The organism is Franconibacter helveticus LMG 23732, from assembly GCF_000463115.2.
Classification (GTDB): domain Bacteria; phylum Pseudomonadota; class Gammaproteobacteria; order Enterobacterales; family Enterobacteriaceae; genus Franconibacter; species Franconibacter helveticus.
This window is the reverse complement of sequence record NZ_AWFX01000038.1, coordinates 57,291-72,390: the sequence shown is the minus strand read 5'-3', so window position 1 is coordinate 72,390 and position 15,100 is coordinate 57,291. Positions and strand designations below refer to the sequence as shown.

General features: G+C 57.7%; 16 protein-coding genes. 4 read left to right on the top strand and 12 right to left on the bottom strand.

Annotated features, from left to right (window positions below; translation table 11 throughout):
* Positions 1–12: 12 nt before the first annotated feature.
* Positions 13–690, top strand: coding sequence for a 6-hydroxyaminopurine reductase (gene yiiM, locus DW56_RS09315; protein WP_024553834.1), 678 nt, complete (start codon positions 13–15; stop codon positions 688–690).
* A gap of 89 nt (positions 691–779) precedes the next feature.
* Here yiiM and lldD read toward each other — a convergent pair whose 3' ends face one another.
* Genes lldD through lldP form a run of 3 tightly spaced genes read right to left on the bottom strand, consistent with a single transcriptional unit; the run spans position 780 to position 4,422 of the window.
* A complete protein-coding gene (gene lldD, locus DW56_RS09310; RefSeq protein WP_029589771.1) occupies positions 780–1,985 on the bottom strand; it encodes an FMN-dependent L-lactate dehydrogenase LldD in 1,206 nt (401 codons plus the stop codon).
* Complete coding sequence (gene lldR / locus DW56_RS09305) at positions 1,982–2,770, bottom strand: transcriptional regulator LldR (RefSeq protein ID WP_024553832.1); 789 nt, start codon at positions 2,768–2,770, stop codon at positions 1,982–1,984. Before lldR ends, lldD begins: the two co-directional genes overlap by 4 nt.
* On the bottom strand, positions 2,767–4,422 hold the full coding sequence (gene lldP, locus DW56_RS09300) for an L-lactate permease (protein WP_024553831.1): 1,656 nt from the start codon (positions 4,420–4,422) through the stop codon (positions 2,767–2,769). The genes lldR and lldP overlap by 4 nt, the downstream gene beginning before the upstream one ends.
* 356 nt (positions 4,423–4,778) lie before the next feature.
* On the opposite strand from lldP, the gene DW56_RS09295 reads away from it, so the two are divergent.
* Entirely contained in the window at positions 4,779–5,144 is a 366-nt protein-coding gene (locus DW56_RS09295; RefSeq protein WP_234409215.1) for a type II toxin-antitoxin system TacA family antitoxin, read from the top strand.
* Positions 5,141–5,677, top strand: a complete 537-nt coding sequence (locus DW56_RS09290; protein WP_024553829.1) for a GNAT family N-acetyltransferase — start codon at positions 5,141–5,143, stop codon at positions 5,675–5,677. Before DW56_RS09295 ends, DW56_RS09290 begins: the two co-directional genes overlap by 4 nt.
* A 29-nt stretch (positions 5,678–5,706) precedes the next feature.
* Here the strand turns inward: DW56_RS09290 and DW56_RS09285 are convergent, their stop codons facing one another.
* From DW56_RS09285 to DW56_RS09275, 3 genes are all read right to left on the bottom strand, one after another.
* Complete coding sequence (locus tag DW56_RS09285; RefSeq protein WP_024553828.1) at positions 5,707–6,069, bottom strand: YibL family ribosome-associated protein; 363 nt, start codon at positions 6,067–6,069, stop codon at positions 5,707–5,709.
* 112 nt (positions 6,070–6,181) lie between these two features.
* On the bottom strand, positions 6,182–7,693 hold the full coding sequence (gene glpK, locus DW56_RS09280) for a glycerol kinase GlpK (RefSeq protein ID WP_024553827.1): 1,512 nt from the start codon (positions 7,691–7,693) through the stop codon (positions 6,182–6,184).
* Positions 7,694–7,713: 20 nt separating this feature from the next.
* Positions 7,714–8,559 carry an MIP/aquaporin family protein gene (locus DW56_RS09275; protein ID WP_024553826.1) on the bottom strand — a complete coding sequence of 282 codons (846 nt, stop codon included), beginning with the start codon at positions 8,557–8,559 and terminating at the stop codon, positions 7,714–7,716.
* Between the two features lie 425 nt (positions 8,560–8,984).
* Here DW56_RS09275 and zapB point away from each other — a divergent pair, with 425 nt between their 5' ends.
* Complete coding sequence (zapB, locus tag DW56_RS09270; protein ID WP_110877497.1) at positions 8,985–9,230, top strand: septal ring assembly protein ZapB; 246 nt, start codon at positions 8,985–8,987, stop codon at positions 9,228–9,230.
* 49 nt (positions 9,231–9,279) lie between these two features.
* Here zapB and rraA read toward each other — a convergent pair whose 3' ends face one another.
* The 6 genes from rraA to cytR all read right to left on the bottom strand — a co-directional run bounded on the left by rraA (position 9,280) and on the right by cytR (position 14,998).
* On the bottom strand, positions 9,280–9,765 hold the full coding sequence (gene rraA, locus DW56_RS09265; protein ID WP_024553824.1) for a ribonuclease E activity regulator RraA: 486 nt from the start codon (positions 9,763–9,765) through the stop codon (positions 9,280–9,282).
* Positions 9,766–9,857: 92 nt separating this feature from the next.
* A complete protein-coding gene (gene menA / locus DW56_RS09260) occupies positions 9,858–10,787 on the bottom strand; it encodes a 1,4-dihydroxy-2-naphthoate polyprenyltransferase (RefSeq protein WP_024553823.1) in 930 nt (309 codons plus the stop codon).
* Positions 10,788–10,855: 68 nt separating this feature from the next.
* Positions 10,856–12,187 (bottom strand): HslU--HslV peptidase ATPase subunit, encoded by a 1,332-nt coding sequence (hslU, locus tag DW56_RS09255; protein ID WP_024553822.1) that lies wholly within the window; start codon positions 12,185–12,187, stop codon positions 10,856–10,858.
* A gap of 9 nt (positions 12,188–12,196) precedes the next feature.
* Positions 12,197–12,727: an ATP-dependent protease subunit HslV gene (hslV, locus tag DW56_RS09250; RefSeq protein ID WP_024553821.1), complete on the bottom strand. Its 531-nt coding sequence runs from the start codon at positions 12,725–12,727 to the stop codon at positions 12,197–12,199.
* A 90-nt stretch (positions 12,728–12,817) separates the two neighbouring features.
* Positions 12,818–13,876, bottom strand: coding sequence for a cell division protein FtsN (gene ftsN, locus DW56_RS09245; protein ID WP_024553820.1), 1,059 nt, complete (start codon positions 13,874–13,876; stop codon positions 12,818–12,820).
* Between the two features lie 87 nt (positions 13,877–13,963).
* Entirely contained in the window at positions 13,964–14,998 is a 1,035-nt protein-coding gene (gene cytR / locus DW56_RS09240; RefSeq protein ID WP_024553819.1) for a DNA-binding transcriptional regulator CytR, read from the bottom strand.
* Between the last annotated feature and the right edge of the window lie 102 nt (positions 14,999–15,100).

Here is a 15,100-nt window from a genome sequence, read left to right as displayed (position 1 = left end):
AAGGAGGCGCGAATGCAGTATCCCGTAGACGTTTTTATCGGCAAGGTGCGCGAGTATGAAGGTTCGCGGCCAAGCGCTATCGCCAAAGTGCAGGTGGAGGGGGAGTTATCCCTGACCAGCCGCGGGCTGGCGGGTGATAAACAGGCTGAGAAAAAAATACACGGCGGACCGGATCGGGCGCTGTGTCATTATCCGCGCGAGCATTACGAACAGTGGGCGCGGGAATTCCCTCAGCAGGCGGCGTGGTTTGTCGCCCCGGCGTTTGGCGAGAATCTGTCTACCGTCGGGCTTACGGAAGAGAACGTTTTTATTGGCGACATTTTCCAGTGGGGCGAGGCGCTGATTCAGGTGACCCAGCCGCGCTCGCCCTGTTTTAAGGTTAACTTTCACTCCGGCATTAACGATCTTTCCGGGCTGATGCAGGAAAAAGCGCGCTGCGGCTGGCTTTACAGGGTCATTGCAGAAGGGAAAACGACCGCCGATACGCCGCTGGCGCTGGTTTCCCGCGTGAGCGATATCGCTGTAAAAGAAGCGGCCGCCATCGCCTGGCATATGCCGTTCGATGACGAGCAATACCACCGCCTGCTTAGCGCCGCCGGGCTTTCAGCAAGCTGGGCTAAAACCATGCAAAAGCGGCGTCTTAGCGGCAAGATCGAAAGCTTTTCGCGCAGGTTGTGGGGAAGAGGCTAATGACGGGCCTGCGTTAATTGCCCTGCTACTGAATTTTATGTCGGGCGAGTTTGCGTAGCGAAATGAAACTCGCCCTTAAACACCGCGGCTTAAGCCGCGTTATCCCGCTTGGTTTTTGCGCTGGCGGCAGGCAGCTCCGCCAGCACCGAGGTAAACTCCGGCGCAGGCACCAGTGACTCACGCGTGATTTCCTTGATTGATTTCGCGCCCGTCAGCGTCATCGCTACCCGCATCTCTTTTTCAATCAGATTCAGCAGATTAGCCACGCCTTTCTCGCCGTGCGTGGCGAGGGCGTAAAGGTAAGCGCGGCCCAGCAGCACGCTGTCGGCGCCGAGCGCAATCATGCGTACCACGTCCAGCCCGTTGCGAATGCCGCTGTCGGCGAGAATGGCGATATCGCCTTTCACCGCGTCGGCGATAGCGGGCAGGGCGCGGGCGGAAGAGAGTACGCCGTCCAGCTGGCGGCCGCCGTGGTTGGAGACCACAATGCCGTCGGCGCCGAAGCGCACCGCGTCGCGCGCGTCTTCCGGGTCGAGAATGCCTTTAATCACCATCGGGCCGTCCCAGAACTCGCGGATCCACTCCAGGTCTTTCCAGGAAATCGACGGGTCGAAGTTGTTGGCCAGCCAGCCGATGTAATCCTCAAGCCCGGTTGGCTTGCCAAGGTAGGTGGAAATATTGCCAAGGTCGTGCGGGCGGCCATGTAACCCGACATCCCAGGCCCATTCCGGGTGCGTGACCGCCTGCCAGTAGCGGCGCATGGCGGCGTTGGCGCCGCTCATGCCGGAGTGAGCGTCGCGGTAACGCGCGCCAGGCGTCGGCATATCGACAGTAAAGACCAGCGTGGAGCAGCCCGCCGCTTTGGCGCGCTCCAGGGCGTTGCGCATAAAGCCGCGGTCGCGCAGTACGTAAAGCTGGAACCACATCGGGCGGTTGATGGCGGGCGCCACTTCTTCAATCGGGCAGACGGAAACAGTCGAGAGGGTAAACGGAATGCCTTTTGCCGCCGCTGCGCGCGCCGCCTGCACTTCGCCGCGGCGGGCATACATGCCGCACAGCCCGACAGGGGCGAGCGCTACCGGCATAGAGAGCGTTTCGTTAAACAGTTTCGTTTCAAGGCTCAGGTCGGACATATTTTTCAGCACGCGCTGGCGCAGCGCCACCTGCGAAAGGTCTTCCACGTTGCGGCGCAGGGTATATTCGGCGTAAGCGCCGCCGTCGATATAGTGAAACAGAAAAGGCGGCAGCTTGCGTTTCGCTGCGGCCCGGTAATCACTTGCCGCGGAAATAATCATTCTTTTTTCTCCTGGTAAGGTGCGAGCGGGTCGTCGGGCAGGCGGGTTACGCGCGCCTGGCGGGCGACGTCTTCATCAAGTTGTTTAATGGTGGAGTGGACAAAGCCGAGGTGCTGCATCACCGCTTTGCGCGCCTGCTCGGCGTCGCCCGCCAGAATCGCTTCCAGCATTTCACGGTGTTGTTCAGTGAGCTGCGAGAAAATCGGCGGTTGCAGATACATACGCTGGCGGCTTTCCATCACGGAAGATTGCAGCAGGTCGAAGAAGCCGCGCATGGTTTGCAGCAGCACGATGTTATGTGAGGCTTCGGCAATCGCCAGATGAAAGCGCACGTCCGCCTGCGCGGCGAGATCCGGGTCGTCGCGCTCGGTAAACTTCAGCGTTGCGTCAAAACAGATTTGCAGCTTTTCTTTGTCGGCGGGCGTGGCCCGAAGCGCCGCATGCCAGGCGGTGCTGGCCTCAATGGCGTGGCGCGCTTCTAAAATGTCGTAGCGGTAGCCGGGATCCTGCGCCAGCAGGCTGCGGATGGGCTGCACGATGCGCTGTTCCGACCAGGGCTCCAGCTGATAACGCAGGAAGGTGCCGCCGCCGCGACGGCTGACCAGCAGCCCTTCGCGGATAAGAATTTGTATCGCCTCGCGCAGCGAATTGCGCGATACGCCAAGCTCGGCGGCGAACTTGCGCTCGGCGGGCAACCGCATGCCCGCCTCCAGCCCCCGGTCGCGAATAATCGTCCGGATGCGCTCCACCAGGTGGTCGGCGAGGCGCTTTGTCATCATGGTCATGGGATCATCCAGGTGAAGACATAAGCCTGAAGCGTGGTGATAAGACCCACCATGCAGGTAAAAATCAGGCTGTGTTTCACGGTAAAGCGGAACAGGTCTGACTCTTTGCCTACCAGCCCCACAGCCGCGCAGGCGATGGCGATAGACTGCGGCGAAATCATCTTGCCGGTCACGCCGCCGGTGGTATTCGCCGCCACCATCAGAATATCCGACACGCCAATCTGCTGGGCGGCGGTCGCCTGAAGCGCGGCGAACAGCGCGTTCGACGAGGTATCCGAGCCGGTCAGGAAGACGCCGAGCCAGCCGAGGAACGGCGAGAAGAACGGGAACGCGCTGCCGGTATGGGCCAGGGCCAGGGCAAGCGTTGACGACAGCCCGGAGTAGTTAGAGATAAAGGCAAACGCCAGCACCATGCCGATGGAGTAAATGGGCAGCGCCAGCTCTTTCATCGTCTGGCCGAAGGTTTCTACTGCCGCCTTCGGCTTCATGCGCAGCCAGACGATGGAGATAAGCGCCGCAACGAGGATGGCGGTGCCGGTAGCCGAGAACCAGTCGAATTTATAGACCGCGGCATACGGCGTGGCTTCCGCCACCACAGGCGGCATGCGGGCCACCAGTTTATCCAGATGCGGCACGGCGATATTAAATACCCAGTCCGCAAGCGGGCCTTCTTTCGCAAACAAAGCCTTAAACGGCGGCACGCTCCAGAGCGTTACCGTGGCGGTAAGGAACAGGAACGGCGTCCAGGCGCGAACCACCTGGCCTAAAGTATAGTTCTTGCGCGCCAGCGTCTGGTCCACCAGCGAGGCGCCGGCATCGCCGAAGCGGAAGATGCGTACCGGCTGCCAGCGTTTTAAAAACAGCGTCAGGCAAACCAGCGAAACCAGCGACGAGATAATGTCCGGCAGCTCCGGGCCGATAAAATTCGAGCTTAAATACTGGGCTATCGCGAACGAACCGCCCGCCACCAGCACCGCCGGCCATGTCTCTTTTACGCCGCGCCAGCCGTCCATAATCGCCATGATCCAGAACAGCACGATGATAGTCAGGAACGGAAGCTGGCGCCCTACCATCTGGCCGATGGCGAAGCTGTCGATGCCGGTCACCTGGCCTGCTACCAGAATGGGAATGCCCATTGCGCCGAAGGCCACCGGCGCGGTATTGACGATAAGACATAGCCCCGCCGCATAGAGCGGGTTAAAACCAAGCCCTACCAGCAGCGCGGCGGTAATCGCCACTGGCGCGCCAAACCCGGCGGCCCCTTCCAGGAATGCGCCAAACGAAAAGCCGACGATCAGCATCTGCAAACGCTGGTCCGGCGTAATTGAGAGTATTGATGACCGGATGATGTCGAACTGGCCGGTTTTTACCGAAATTTTATAAACAAAAACCGCCGCGATGATTATCCATGCGATCGGCCACAGGCCGTAAAAGAAGCCGTACACCACCGAAGCGAAAGCCCGGTCGACCGGCATGCGGTAGAAAAAGAGCGCCACCAGCAGCGCGATAGCCACGGTGATGGTCGCCGCCAGATAGCCTTTCAGCTTGAGCTTAATCAGCGCGAAAAAGAAAAAGAGGATGGGCAGCGCGGCAATCAGGCTGGAGAGCCAGAGATTGCCTGCCGGGTCGTAATTCTGTTGCCAGAGTTCCATTGCCTGTCTCCTGGGGACCGCGTTACGCCGCGCTGAGTCTGCGCTCATTTAAAAGCGACACTTCGTAAAGGTGGTCCAACCAAAATGGGTTTGTAGGGTAAGTGACAATGAATGGTTAATCAGATGTTAGTTTTAGGCAACGCAGTGGTTACGGTTTTTTAAGGTTCTGTGAGAGGCCAGAAGATTTTAGCCAGGATTGGTTGGGCCAATTATCCCCTTGCCGGACGTCGCCAGCCTGCATAAAGCGATTCTCTGGAAGCGGGCTCGTAAAAGCGGAGCGACAAAGTGCGGTCACTGAAAAGCGCGGATAATATGCGTTTTAAAAGAACTGGAAGCAGCAGAAGCAGGAGGGGCGTTTGAAAATTCAACAACCGGGCGTTATCCTCGCTGTACGTAATTTTACCGTACAGCCACCGGGGGCGACCGTAAGGAGAATGACCATGACCGCCCAGCCTAAAAGAGAGCGTCTCGAATGCCGCCTTTCCGCTGAAGACAAGGCCAGTATTGAGGCTGCCGCCAGCCTTACGAAAGTCAGCGTCTCGCAGTTTATTGTTGATTCAGCCTGCAAAAGGGCGCAAACGCTGCTTGAAGAACACAACCGCATCAAACTCACCGGGCAAGGCTGGCAGGCTGTCATGGCTGCGCTTGATAATCCGCCTGAACCAAACGAGCAATTGCAGCGGGCTTTCAAACGGCTGGACGAGGATGAAATCTGGGAATGAAGCTGAAAAAAGGCGTTTTTCCTTTCGCGCCAGAGCAGGGATGGTTAACGACCCCTTTTGATTGTGGTTGTAGTGAGTTGAATACGTTTCTGCATGACCGCCTTGCGCTTCAACAGCAGCGTAATGTATTGCGCGCCTGGATGATTGTCACAAACGAAGATGCGCCTGCTGTCGCCGGTTATTACACTTTATCCGGCGCCTCTTTTGAGAAAGCGGCATTCGGAAGCAAGAGACGGCAAATCCCTTACGCTAATGCGCCCTGTATTTTACTGGGCAGGCTGGCGGTAGATAAACGCTTCGCGGGAAAAGGGCTGGGCGCTATGCTGGTGGCTGACGCTGCCAGGCGTGTTTATGAAGTAGCCCGTACGGTAGGGGTTTACGCGCTGTTTGTTGAGGCGAAAGATGAGCGTGCCGTCGCGTTTTACCAAAACCTGGGGTTTATTCCGACACCCACCACCGATGGACGTAAAAGGCTTTTCTATCCGGTTAATGCCCTCGAATCCTTGTTGTCACAGGCTCCTGAAAAAACATAGCGGGCCGACATAGCCCGCCCGCTAAGCCATCAGAACGCGCTTTTCGCAAAGCCCGTCATCTCTTTTAAGTCCATTTCGCGGCCCAGCGCGGTCATTGGGTGTACGACTACCAACCCACGCACGCTTTTCTTCAGCTTGCCCATGTCGGCCTGCTCTTTTTTGGTAATGGCGCGCTTAAAGGGCATCGCCAGCAGCTTTTGCGCCTCTTTGCTGAGCTTCTGGTTACGCACGTCGTGCAGACGGGCGATTTCCGCCTCAAGCGTTTCCTTCTCTTTCTCAAGCTCCATGTATTTGTCTGCGGCTTCCGTCAGCGGCGTGGCGGCCTGCTGGTGGCGGATGGCGTCGAGGCGGTCGCTCAGACGCTTAATTTCTGCTTTTTCGATCTCTTTCATTTACTGCGAACCATCAAAAGGGGAAGTCTGACGCAAAGGATACACTATCTGGCGGCAGGAACGGTAAAACGGGGGAGAAACTCTCCCGCCCGCAGGCGGGAGAAGGGGAAGATTATTGCTCGTGCTCTTCCCATGCCATGGCGCGTTTAACCGCTTTGCGCCAGCCTTCGTAGCGGTAGTTACGCTCGGTGGTTTCGATACCCGGGCGGAACTCACGCTCAATGACCGCTTTTTCCTGCAACTCGTCCAGGTTCTGCCAGTAACCGACGGCGAGACCAGCCAGATAAGCCGCGCCCAGCGCCGTTACCTCACGCACTTCCGGACGCTCGACGCGGGTGCCAAGAATGTCAGACTGGAACTGCATCAGGAAGTTGTTCGCCACCGCGCCGCCATCCACGCGCAAGGCGTGCAGTCGAATGCCGGAGTCTGCCTGCATGGCTTCCAGCACGTCACGGGTTTGATAAGCGATGGATTCGAGCGTTGCGCGGATGATGTGGTTGGAATTCACGCCGCGGGTGAGGCCGAAAATAGCGCCGCGGGCGTACGGGTCCCAGTAGGGCGCGCCAAGGCCGGTAAAGGCAGGGACGACGTAAACGCCGTTGGTGTCCTTCACTTTGGTGGCAAAATATTCGGAGTCGAAGGCGTCGCTGATAAGCTTCATTTCGTCGCGCAGCCACTGGATAGAAGCGCCAGCCATAAACACCGCCCCTTCCAGCGCGTAGTTCACTTCGCCGCGCGGGCCGCAGGCGATAGTCGTGAGCAGGCCGTGGGTCGATTTCACCGCTTTCTCGCCAGTGTTCATCAGCATAAAGCAGCCGGTGCCGTAGGTGTTCTTCGCCATCCCTTCTTTTACGCACAGCTGGCCGAACAGCGCCGCCTGCTGGTCGCCCGCGATGCCGGCGATAGGAATACGGGTGCCGCCTTTACCGCCAATGTTAGTCTGGCCGTAAACTTCGGACGATTTACGCACCTGCGGCAGCATGGCGCGCGGGATATCCAGCGCGTCCAGCATTTTGTCATCCCAGTCGAGATCGTGGATGTTGAACAGCATGGTGCGCGAGGCGTTGGTGTAGTCGGTGACGTGCACGCGGCCCTGGGTCATTTTCCAGATAAGCCAGGTGTCGACGGTGCCGAACAGCAGTTCGCCGCGATGAGCGCGTTCGCGCGCGCCTTCCACATGGTCCAGGATCCATTTCACTTTGGTGCCGGAGAAGTAGGGGTCGATAACCAGGCCGGTGGCGTGGCGCACATACTCTTCCATGCCGTCGCGCTTGAGCTGCTCGCAAATCTCCGACGTGCGGCGGCACTGCCAGACAATCGCGTTGTGGATGGGCTTGCCGGTTTCGCGCTCCCAGACCACGGCGGTTTCACGCTGGTTAGTAATGCCGATAGCGGCGATCTGGTCGGAGCTAATGTCCGCTTTCGCCAGCGCTTCCACCAGTGTGGAGCTTTGCGAAGCCCAGATTTCCATCGGGTCGTGTTCCACCCAGCCCGCTTTCGGGTAGATTTGCGTAAACTCGCGCTGCGAGACGCTGACGATATTCGCGTTATGATCCAGCACCACGGCGCGGGAACTGGTGGTGCCCTGGTCGAGCGCGACGATATACTTTTTTTCTGTAGTCATAGTGGTGTCCCGTGAATCTGTTACAGCGAAGCTTTTTGTTGTGCGGCGGCGGACTGCTCTTCGGCGTCGTCCACGCAAGCATCGCACGGTAAATGGCGGCCAATCAATTTGCGATAGCCGAAGGCGCCAAGCGCCGCCCCCACCACCGGACCCAGCGCAGGGACCAGGAAGTAGGGAATATCACGCCCGCCGGTAAAGGCGACATTACCCCAGCCCGCAAGCCAGGCGAAGGCTTTCGGTCCTAAGTCGCGCGCCGGGTTCATGGCGAAGCCGGTAAGCGGCCCCATAGAAGCCCCGATAACCGCAATCAGCAAGCCAATCAGCAAAGGCGCCAGCGGGCCGCGCGGAATGCCGTTGCCATCGTCGGTCAGCGCCAGGATCACGCCCATCAGAATAGCCGTGATAATCATTTCCACTGCGAAGGCCTGCATAAAATTGATATGCGGGTTCGGGTAAGTGGAGAAAATACCGGCCAGGTCGAGGCTTTCCACACTGCCGCGCACCATGTGATGGGTCTGTTCGTAGTCGTAAAAAAGATTGTAATAAAGCCCGTAAACCAACGCCGCTGCGCAAAAAGCGCCGGCAAACTGAGAAAAAATAAAAGGCACAACTTTACGCCCGTCAAAGCAAGCGAACAGCCACAACGCAATGGTTACCGCCGGATTCAGATGCGCGCCAGAGACACCTGCGGTCAGGTAGATAGCCATCGCCACCCCTAAGCCCCAGATGATACTGATTTCCCACTGGCCGAAACTGGCGCCAGCCACTTTCAACGCCGCCACGCATCCTACACCGAAGAAAATCAACAACCCGGTACCGAGGAACTCAGCGATGCACTGTCCTTTTAAGGTTGATGTTTGACTCATAATCGGGGTCCTGAAGCAAAGTGAATATTATTGTTAGCCGAACGATAAAACTGTCCGGTATGTCGTGTAGACACAGTGTTAATTTATCGTTAACGAGCAAAAACGAGAAATAACGAAATCGAAATGTGTGTGACACGTCAAGAAAATGAGCGTTTTCGAGCGATATCAGAAAAGGGAAAATTGCGCTGGCGCCATAAATGCTCGAAATGGGTGAGGGAAATGTTAATCATCGCCTGCAATGCTTGCAAAAGGCATTCAGCATAGGCTGAAAAGTGTGGCAATCCGCAAACAGCGCGGGATGCCGCTGGACACTGGCTGTCACGCTCCATACAATCGGAACTAGCGTTTTCGCACGTAACATAAGGCGTCGCCGGCAACCGGGACGAGGATAGCCATCCATCAACGCCTTGCAATTCAGGAGAGGTATGACGATGTCATTTGAAGTGTTTGAGAAACTGGAAGCAAAAGTACAGCAGGCGGTTGATACCATCACGCTTTTGCAGATGGAAATCGAAGAGCTGAAAGAGAAGAACAACAGCCTGGCGCAGGAAGTACAAAACGCGCAGGGCAGCCGTGAAGAGCTGGAGCGTGAGAACCACCAGCTGCGCGAACAGCAACACGTATGGCAGGAGCGTCTACAGGCGCTGCTGGGTAAAATGGAAGAAGTGTGAGTTGACGCTTTAACCAAAAAAGAACGGGCGCTTAAGGCGCCCGTTTTTGTTACTCGATATCCAGCGGATCTTCGGAGAGGATAATGCCCGTGTTATCGGCATAGAGATGGTCGCCGGAGAAAAAGGTCACGCCGCCGAAATTGACGCGCACGTCGCTCTCGCCGATGCCTTCTCCCGCTGCGCCCACTGGAATGGCGGCAATAGCCTGAATGCCGATATCCAGCTCTTCAAGGTCGTCCACCTGACGCACCGCGCCATAAACCACCATGCCTTCCCACTCGTTCTGCACCGCAAGGCGCGCGAGATCGGCGTCGACCAGCGCCCGGCGTACCGAGCCGCCGCCGTCCACCAGCAGCACGCGGCCGCGGCCGTTCTCCTCGAGCAGCTCATACAGCAACCCGTTGTCCTCGAAACATTTTACCGTGATGATTTGCCCGCCAAACGAAGAGCGGCCGCCAAAATTGGTGAAGAGCGGCTCGACGACGTTGACCTCTTCCTGGTAGATATCACAAAGCTCAGAAGTATCGTATTTCATTGGCTTAACGCTTAGTTGCTGCAAGAGTTTTCAGTATATCGCTTAACGCGCATTGTTGGCAAAATCATCAATTGTTAATTGATATTTGTCAGCTAAAAAGGCACGCGGCTTAGCACAACGCCCAGCGCAAACAACAGGTTAACCAGCAGCGCTCCTTTGACCGTGCGCTCCAGCATCGGGCGCATCGCCACCGGCTCCTGCTCCGTTAAAACGTAGCGCGCCTGTTTAATCAGCAGCGGAGCGGCGAGAATAAACAGCCAGCCCCAGGCGCTGTGCAGCCATAACAGGTTAAATACCGCAAGGCAAAGCAGCGAGCCCAGCAGCAGCGCGGCGTGATAGCGGCGCGCCATCACCGGCCCCAGACGTACGGCCAGGGTGTTTTTACCGTTCGCCCGGTCGCTGTCGATATCGCGCAGGTTATTAATGTTCAGTACGGCAGTGGCGAGCAAACCGCTGGCGGTGGCGGGCAGAAAAATCGCGCCAATCAGCGTGTGCGCCTGTAAATACCAACTGCCTGCCACGCTCAGCCAGCCAAAGAAAACCAGCACGGAAATATCGCCAAGCCCCATATAGCCGTAAGGGCGCGTGCCGACGGTATAGGTGATGGCGGCGACGATGGAGAGCGCGCCAAGCGCCAGAAAGCCAATAAAATCGGTCATGTTATGGCAGGCGACGCGCACCAGGGCAAAACCGGAAAGGCAAATCAGAATCACGGTGATCACCAGCGCGCGTTTCATTTGCGCTGCGGTAATTACCCCTTTTTGCATGCCGCGCAGCGGGCCGATACGGTCCGGCTTGTCGCTGCCTTTTACCGCGTCGCCATAATCATTAGCGAGATTAGAGAGAATTTGCAGCAGTCCGGCGGTAAGCAGCGCCAGCAGCGCGACGACAGGATCGAACATGCCCTGCCAGTAGGCGAGCGCGGTGCCAACCACGATAGAGGCGAAAGCAAGAGGCAGCGTGCGGGGACGCAGGCTTTCCAGCCAGGCCTGGGTACGGGATACAGAATCGGTTTCAGTCATGAGTGCGCCAACAATAAAAAATGGGGGCATAGCCCCCACTAAATGTGATGAAAATGCGTTGCGCGCGATTATAGGATAAAACGGCTCAGATCTTCATCTGCCACCAGCTCATCCAGATGCTTGCTTACATATTCCGCATCAATAGTAATGCTCTGGCCGCCGAGATCGCTGGCGTCATAAGAGATATCTTCCATCAGGCGCTCCAGCACGGTGTGCAGACGACGCGCGCCGATATTCTCAGTGGTCTCGTTCACCTGCCAGGCCGCCTGGGCGATACGACGGATGCCATCGTCGGTAAAGTCGATGTTCACCCCTTCGGTCGCCATCAGCGCTTTGTACTGCATAGTGACGGACGCGTTCGGCTCGGTCAGGATGCGCTCGAAATCTTCAGTCGTCAGCGCCTGCAACTCAACGCGGATCGGCAGGCGGCCCTGCAATTCCGGAATGAGGTCGGACGGGCTTGCCACCTGGAACGCGCCGGACGCGATAAACAGGATGTGATCGGTTTTCACCATCCCGTGTTTGGTGGAGACGGTGCAGCCTTCCACCAGCGGCAGCAGGTCGCGCTGCACGCCTTCACGGGAAACGTCCGGCCCGGAAACGTTGCCGCGCTTACAGATTTTGTCTATCTCATCGATAAAGACAATGCCATGCTGCTCAACCGCTTCGATAGCCTGCTCTTTCAGCTCTTCCGGGTTAACCAGCTTCGCCGCTTCTTCTTCCACCAGCAGCTTCATAGCGTCTTTGATTTTCAGCTTGCGCGGCTTCTGCTTCTGGCCGCCCAGGTTCTGGAACATAGACTGCAACTGGCTGGTCATCTCTTCCATGCCCGGAGGCGCCATAATCTCCACGCCCATCGGCGCGGCGGCGAGATTAATTTCAATCTCTTTGTCGTCCAGTTCGCCTTCGCGCAGTTTTTTGCGGAACGCCTGGCGAGCGGCAGAAGGTTCCTGCGCCTGCTCCGGCTGGCCCCAGTTGTTTTTCGCCGGCGGGATCAGCGCGTCGAGAATGCGCTCTTCGGCCAGCTCTTCAGCGCGATAGCGGTTTTTCTCAATGGACTGCATGCGCACCATTTTAATGGCGGAATCGGTCAGATCGCGGATGATGGAATCCACTTCTTTACCCACATAGCCCACTTCAGTGAATTTAGTTGCTTCCACTTTAATGAACGGCGCATTGGCGAGCTTCGCCAGGCGACGGGCGATTTCGGTTTTACCCACGCCGGTTGGGCCGATCATCAGAATGTTTTTCGGCGTGACTTCATGACGCAGCTCTTCGTTAAGCTGCATACGGCGCCAGCGGTTACGCAGCGCGATAGCCACAGAACGTTTCGCCGCGTCCTGGCCGATAATGTGTTTGTCGAGTTCGCTGACAATTTCGCGAGGAGTCATTTCAGACATGGGAGATCCTTACGCTTTAGAAGGTAATTCTTCGATGGTGAGGAAGTGGTTGGTGTAGATGCAGATATCACCCGCAATCCCCAGCGACTTCTCTACGATTTCACGAGCGCCAAGCTCGGTGTTTTCCAGCAGCGCGCGTGCCGCAGCCTGCGCATAAGGCCCGCCGGAACCAATGGCGATGAGGTCGTTTTCCGGCTGCACTACGTCGCCATTACCGGTGATGATCAGTGAGGCGTTTTCATCCGCGACCGCCAGCAGCGCTTCAAGACGGCGCAGCATACGGTCGGTACGCCAGTCTTTCGCCAGCTCCACGGCGGCTTTCACCAGGTGGCCCTGGTGCATTTCCAGCTTGCGCTCAAACAGTTCGAACAGCGTAAAAGCGTCTGCGGTGCCGCCTGCAAAACCGGCGATAACTTTGTCGTTATAGAGGCGACGCACTTTTTTCACGTTGCCTTTCATCACGGTATTGCCCAGGGTGGCTTGTCCGTCACCACCAATTACGACCTGGCCGTTGCGGCGCACACTTACTATTGTTGTCACGAGCAATCCCCTTATTGCATAGGCTAAAGAAGGGCCCCGCACGGTGTACGGGGCAGAATGCAATTATAGATGGGGGGCGTTTTGGGGCTTTCAACCCCCGGCGGCGAGACGAATGCAGTTTGCGTGGCCTGCAAGCTTAAGGCGGGTGAGGGTGCCGTCGGCGTTTTCTTTGCCTTTCATCGGGCCTATTACCACGCGGTTCCAGCCATTGTTAGCGGTAATACGTGAATCAAACCCTTCAAACGCGAGCTGCGCGCGTACGGTTTCCGCCTGCTCCGCGCCTTTAAACGAGCCGCACTGCACCATCCAGCGGCGAGTGTCTTTTTTCTCCGCTTTTTCGACGGGTTGTTTCGCCGTTTCTACCTCGCGAGTGACCGGCGCGGCCTGCTCGGTTTTCGGCGGCGTGCGCGCCGTTGTGTTATGCGGCGGCGTTTGCAGCAGATCCTGGTAAGGCTGCTGTTGCGCGGCGCTGCGGGCCGGCTGCGCGGTTTTCGGCTGCTGATAAGCCTCAGTACGGGCAGGCTGCTGCTGATAGGTTTGCGCCTGGCGAACAGGTTGTTGCTGATAGCTCTGCGTCTGACGGCTTTGCTGCTGCGGCTGGTAAGGCTGCTCCGCCACGCGTTGCGGGTTACGCTGTTGCTGCGCTGCGGCATTCAGCTGCTGTTGCTGCTGGATTAACCGTTGGCGCTGCAACGTTTGCTGGCGCTGCTCCGGCGTCTGCTCGTTCCACGGCACTTCGCTAAGCTGCGTCGGCTGCTGGCGCATATCCGCCTGCATCTGCTCAAGCAGCTGGCGCTGTTCGTTGGTCAGCTGATCCTGGTGCATGATTTCGCCGCCTGCGGACGGCTCGGTGGGCTTCACCACCCCAGGCTGACGGCTTTCCAGCTCTTTAATATAGCGCCAGCGCTCTTCCGGCTTTGGCGGCAGGCCGTTGCCCGCCACTTTATGGCCCGGCAGCGTCTCCGCCTCTTCTTTCTTGTGATGGGTAATAAAGTACAGGGCGCCGACAAAGGCGACCACCACAGCGGCCGCAATGGCGACCATAGCCGGGGAAACAGCAGGCAGGTTACGTTGCTTTTTGCGGGTAGGACTCTTTTTGCGCCGCGCGGGAGCCGGCTGTCCGCGGCGTACATAATCTCTTTGTGCCACTATCGTTTCGCTGTATTCGTTCGTTATCAGCCCGCCATGTTACTTAAGGGGCGGCCCTTTGACCAGTCAGGGGCGTCTTAAAGGCGCTTATTTTCGAAGCGCAGGCGCTGCGCTTGAGCCGCGCACCACCAGTTCGCAGTCGAGCAGGCGCGAACCGCTGTCGACCCTTATCCCGTTAAGCTGGTCGAGCAACAACAGCATCGCTTCGCGGCCAATGTCGAAACGCGGCTGCGAGACGGTGGTCAGGGGCGGGTCGCAGAACGCGGAAAGCGAAATATTATCAAAGCCAATCAGCGAGATATCGTTCGGCACTTTGTAGCCGCGCCGTTTAGCGTGCGAAAGCGCGCCCAGCGCCATTACGTCGCTGTGGCAGAACACGGCGGTAGGCGGCTTAGGCAGGTCGAGCAGTTGGGAAAGTGCGTTGGCGCCGGCTTCGTAAGTAAAGTCGCCGCGGGCGATATAGTGCGGGTCGACGGTGATGCCGCAACGGCGCAGCGCCTGCACGTAGCCCTGCAAGCGGTAATGACACAGCGGCATCTCTTCAGGCCCGGCGATGCAGGCGATGCGCTCATGCCCCAGTTCATGCAGATAATTCACGGCGTTGAAGGCGGCGGTAAGGTTGTCGATATGCACCGTCGGCAGCTCCAGCTCCGGCGCGAATTCGTTCGCCATGACCATCGGCGGCAGGTTGCGCTGCTCTTCTTTGCTGGCGTCGAAGGGCAGGCGCGAGCCGAGCAGCAGCATGCCGTCAATCTGCTTGGTGATAATCAGGTCGATGAATGTTTTTTCCTGCTGGTTCTGATGAGCGCAATCGCCAATCAACACCAGATAGCCCTGTCCGGCGGCAGTCACTTCAATACCGCGAATAATTTCGCTAAAGAAAGGGTCGCAAATATCGGGCACGATAACCAGGATAGTACGGGACTCGTGGCGTTTGAGGCTGCGGCTGAGCGAATTGGGCAGATAACCTACCTCAATAGCCGCCTGTTCAACGCGGTGGCGGGTCGTCTGCGACACCTTTTCCGGGTTCATTAAGGCGCGCGATACCGTGGCCGTCGAAACGCGCGCCTGGGCGGCGACATCTTTCATGGTTGCGGCGGCAACCTGCTTTTTGGGCTTCAACTTCTTCTCCTCATCTGCGCCACAGCGGACGCAGACACTTCCTTTATCGGACATTCATCACGTTCTTATCAGCTATTTAAAGCATCGACTTACAAAAATTAC

Coding starts and splice junctions, on each gene's coding strand:
- yiiM (WP_024553834.1), top strand. CDS start 13: ATGCAGTATCCCGTAGACGTTTTTATCGGCAAGGTGCGCGAGTATGAA.
- lldD (WP_029589771.1), bottom strand. CDS start 1,985: ATGATTATTTCCGCGGCAAGTGATTACCGGGCCGCAGCGAAACGCAAG.
- lldR (WP_024553832.1), bottom strand. CDS start 2,770: ATGACCATGATGACAAAGCGCCTCGCCGACCACCTGGTGGAGCGCATC.
- lldP (WP_024553831.1), bottom strand. CDS start 4,422: ATGGAACTCTGGCAACAGAATTACGACCCGGCAGGCAATCTCTGGCTC.
- DW56_RS09290 (WP_024553829.1), top strand. CDS start 5,141: ATGAAGCTGAAAAAAGGCGTTTTTCCTTTCGCGCCAGAGCAGGGATGG.
- DW56_RS09285 (WP_024553828.1), bottom strand. CDS start 6,069: ATGAAAGAGATCGAAAAAGCAGAAATTAAGCGTCTGAGCGACCGCCTC.
- glpK (WP_024553827.1), bottom strand. CDS start 7,693: ATGACTACAGAAAAAAAGTATATCGTCGCGCTCGACCAGGGCACCACC.
- DW56_RS09275 (WP_024553826.1), bottom strand. CDS start 8,559: ATGAGTCAAACATCAACCTTAAAAGGACAGTGCATCGCTGAGTTCCTC.
- zapB (WP_110877497.1), top strand. CDS start 8,985: ATGACGATGTCATTTGAAGTGTTTGAGAAACTGGAAGCAAAAGTACAG.
- rraA (WP_024553824.1), bottom strand. CDS start 9,765: ATGAAATACGATACTTCTGAGCTTTGTGATATCTACCAGGAAGAGGTC.
- menA (WP_024553823.1), bottom strand. CDS start 10,787: ATGACTGAAACCGATTCTGTATCCCGTACCCAGGCCTGGCTGGAAAGC.
- hslU (WP_024553822.1), bottom strand. CDS start 12,187: ATGTCTGAAATGACTCCTCGCGAAATTGTCAGCGAACTCGACAAACAC.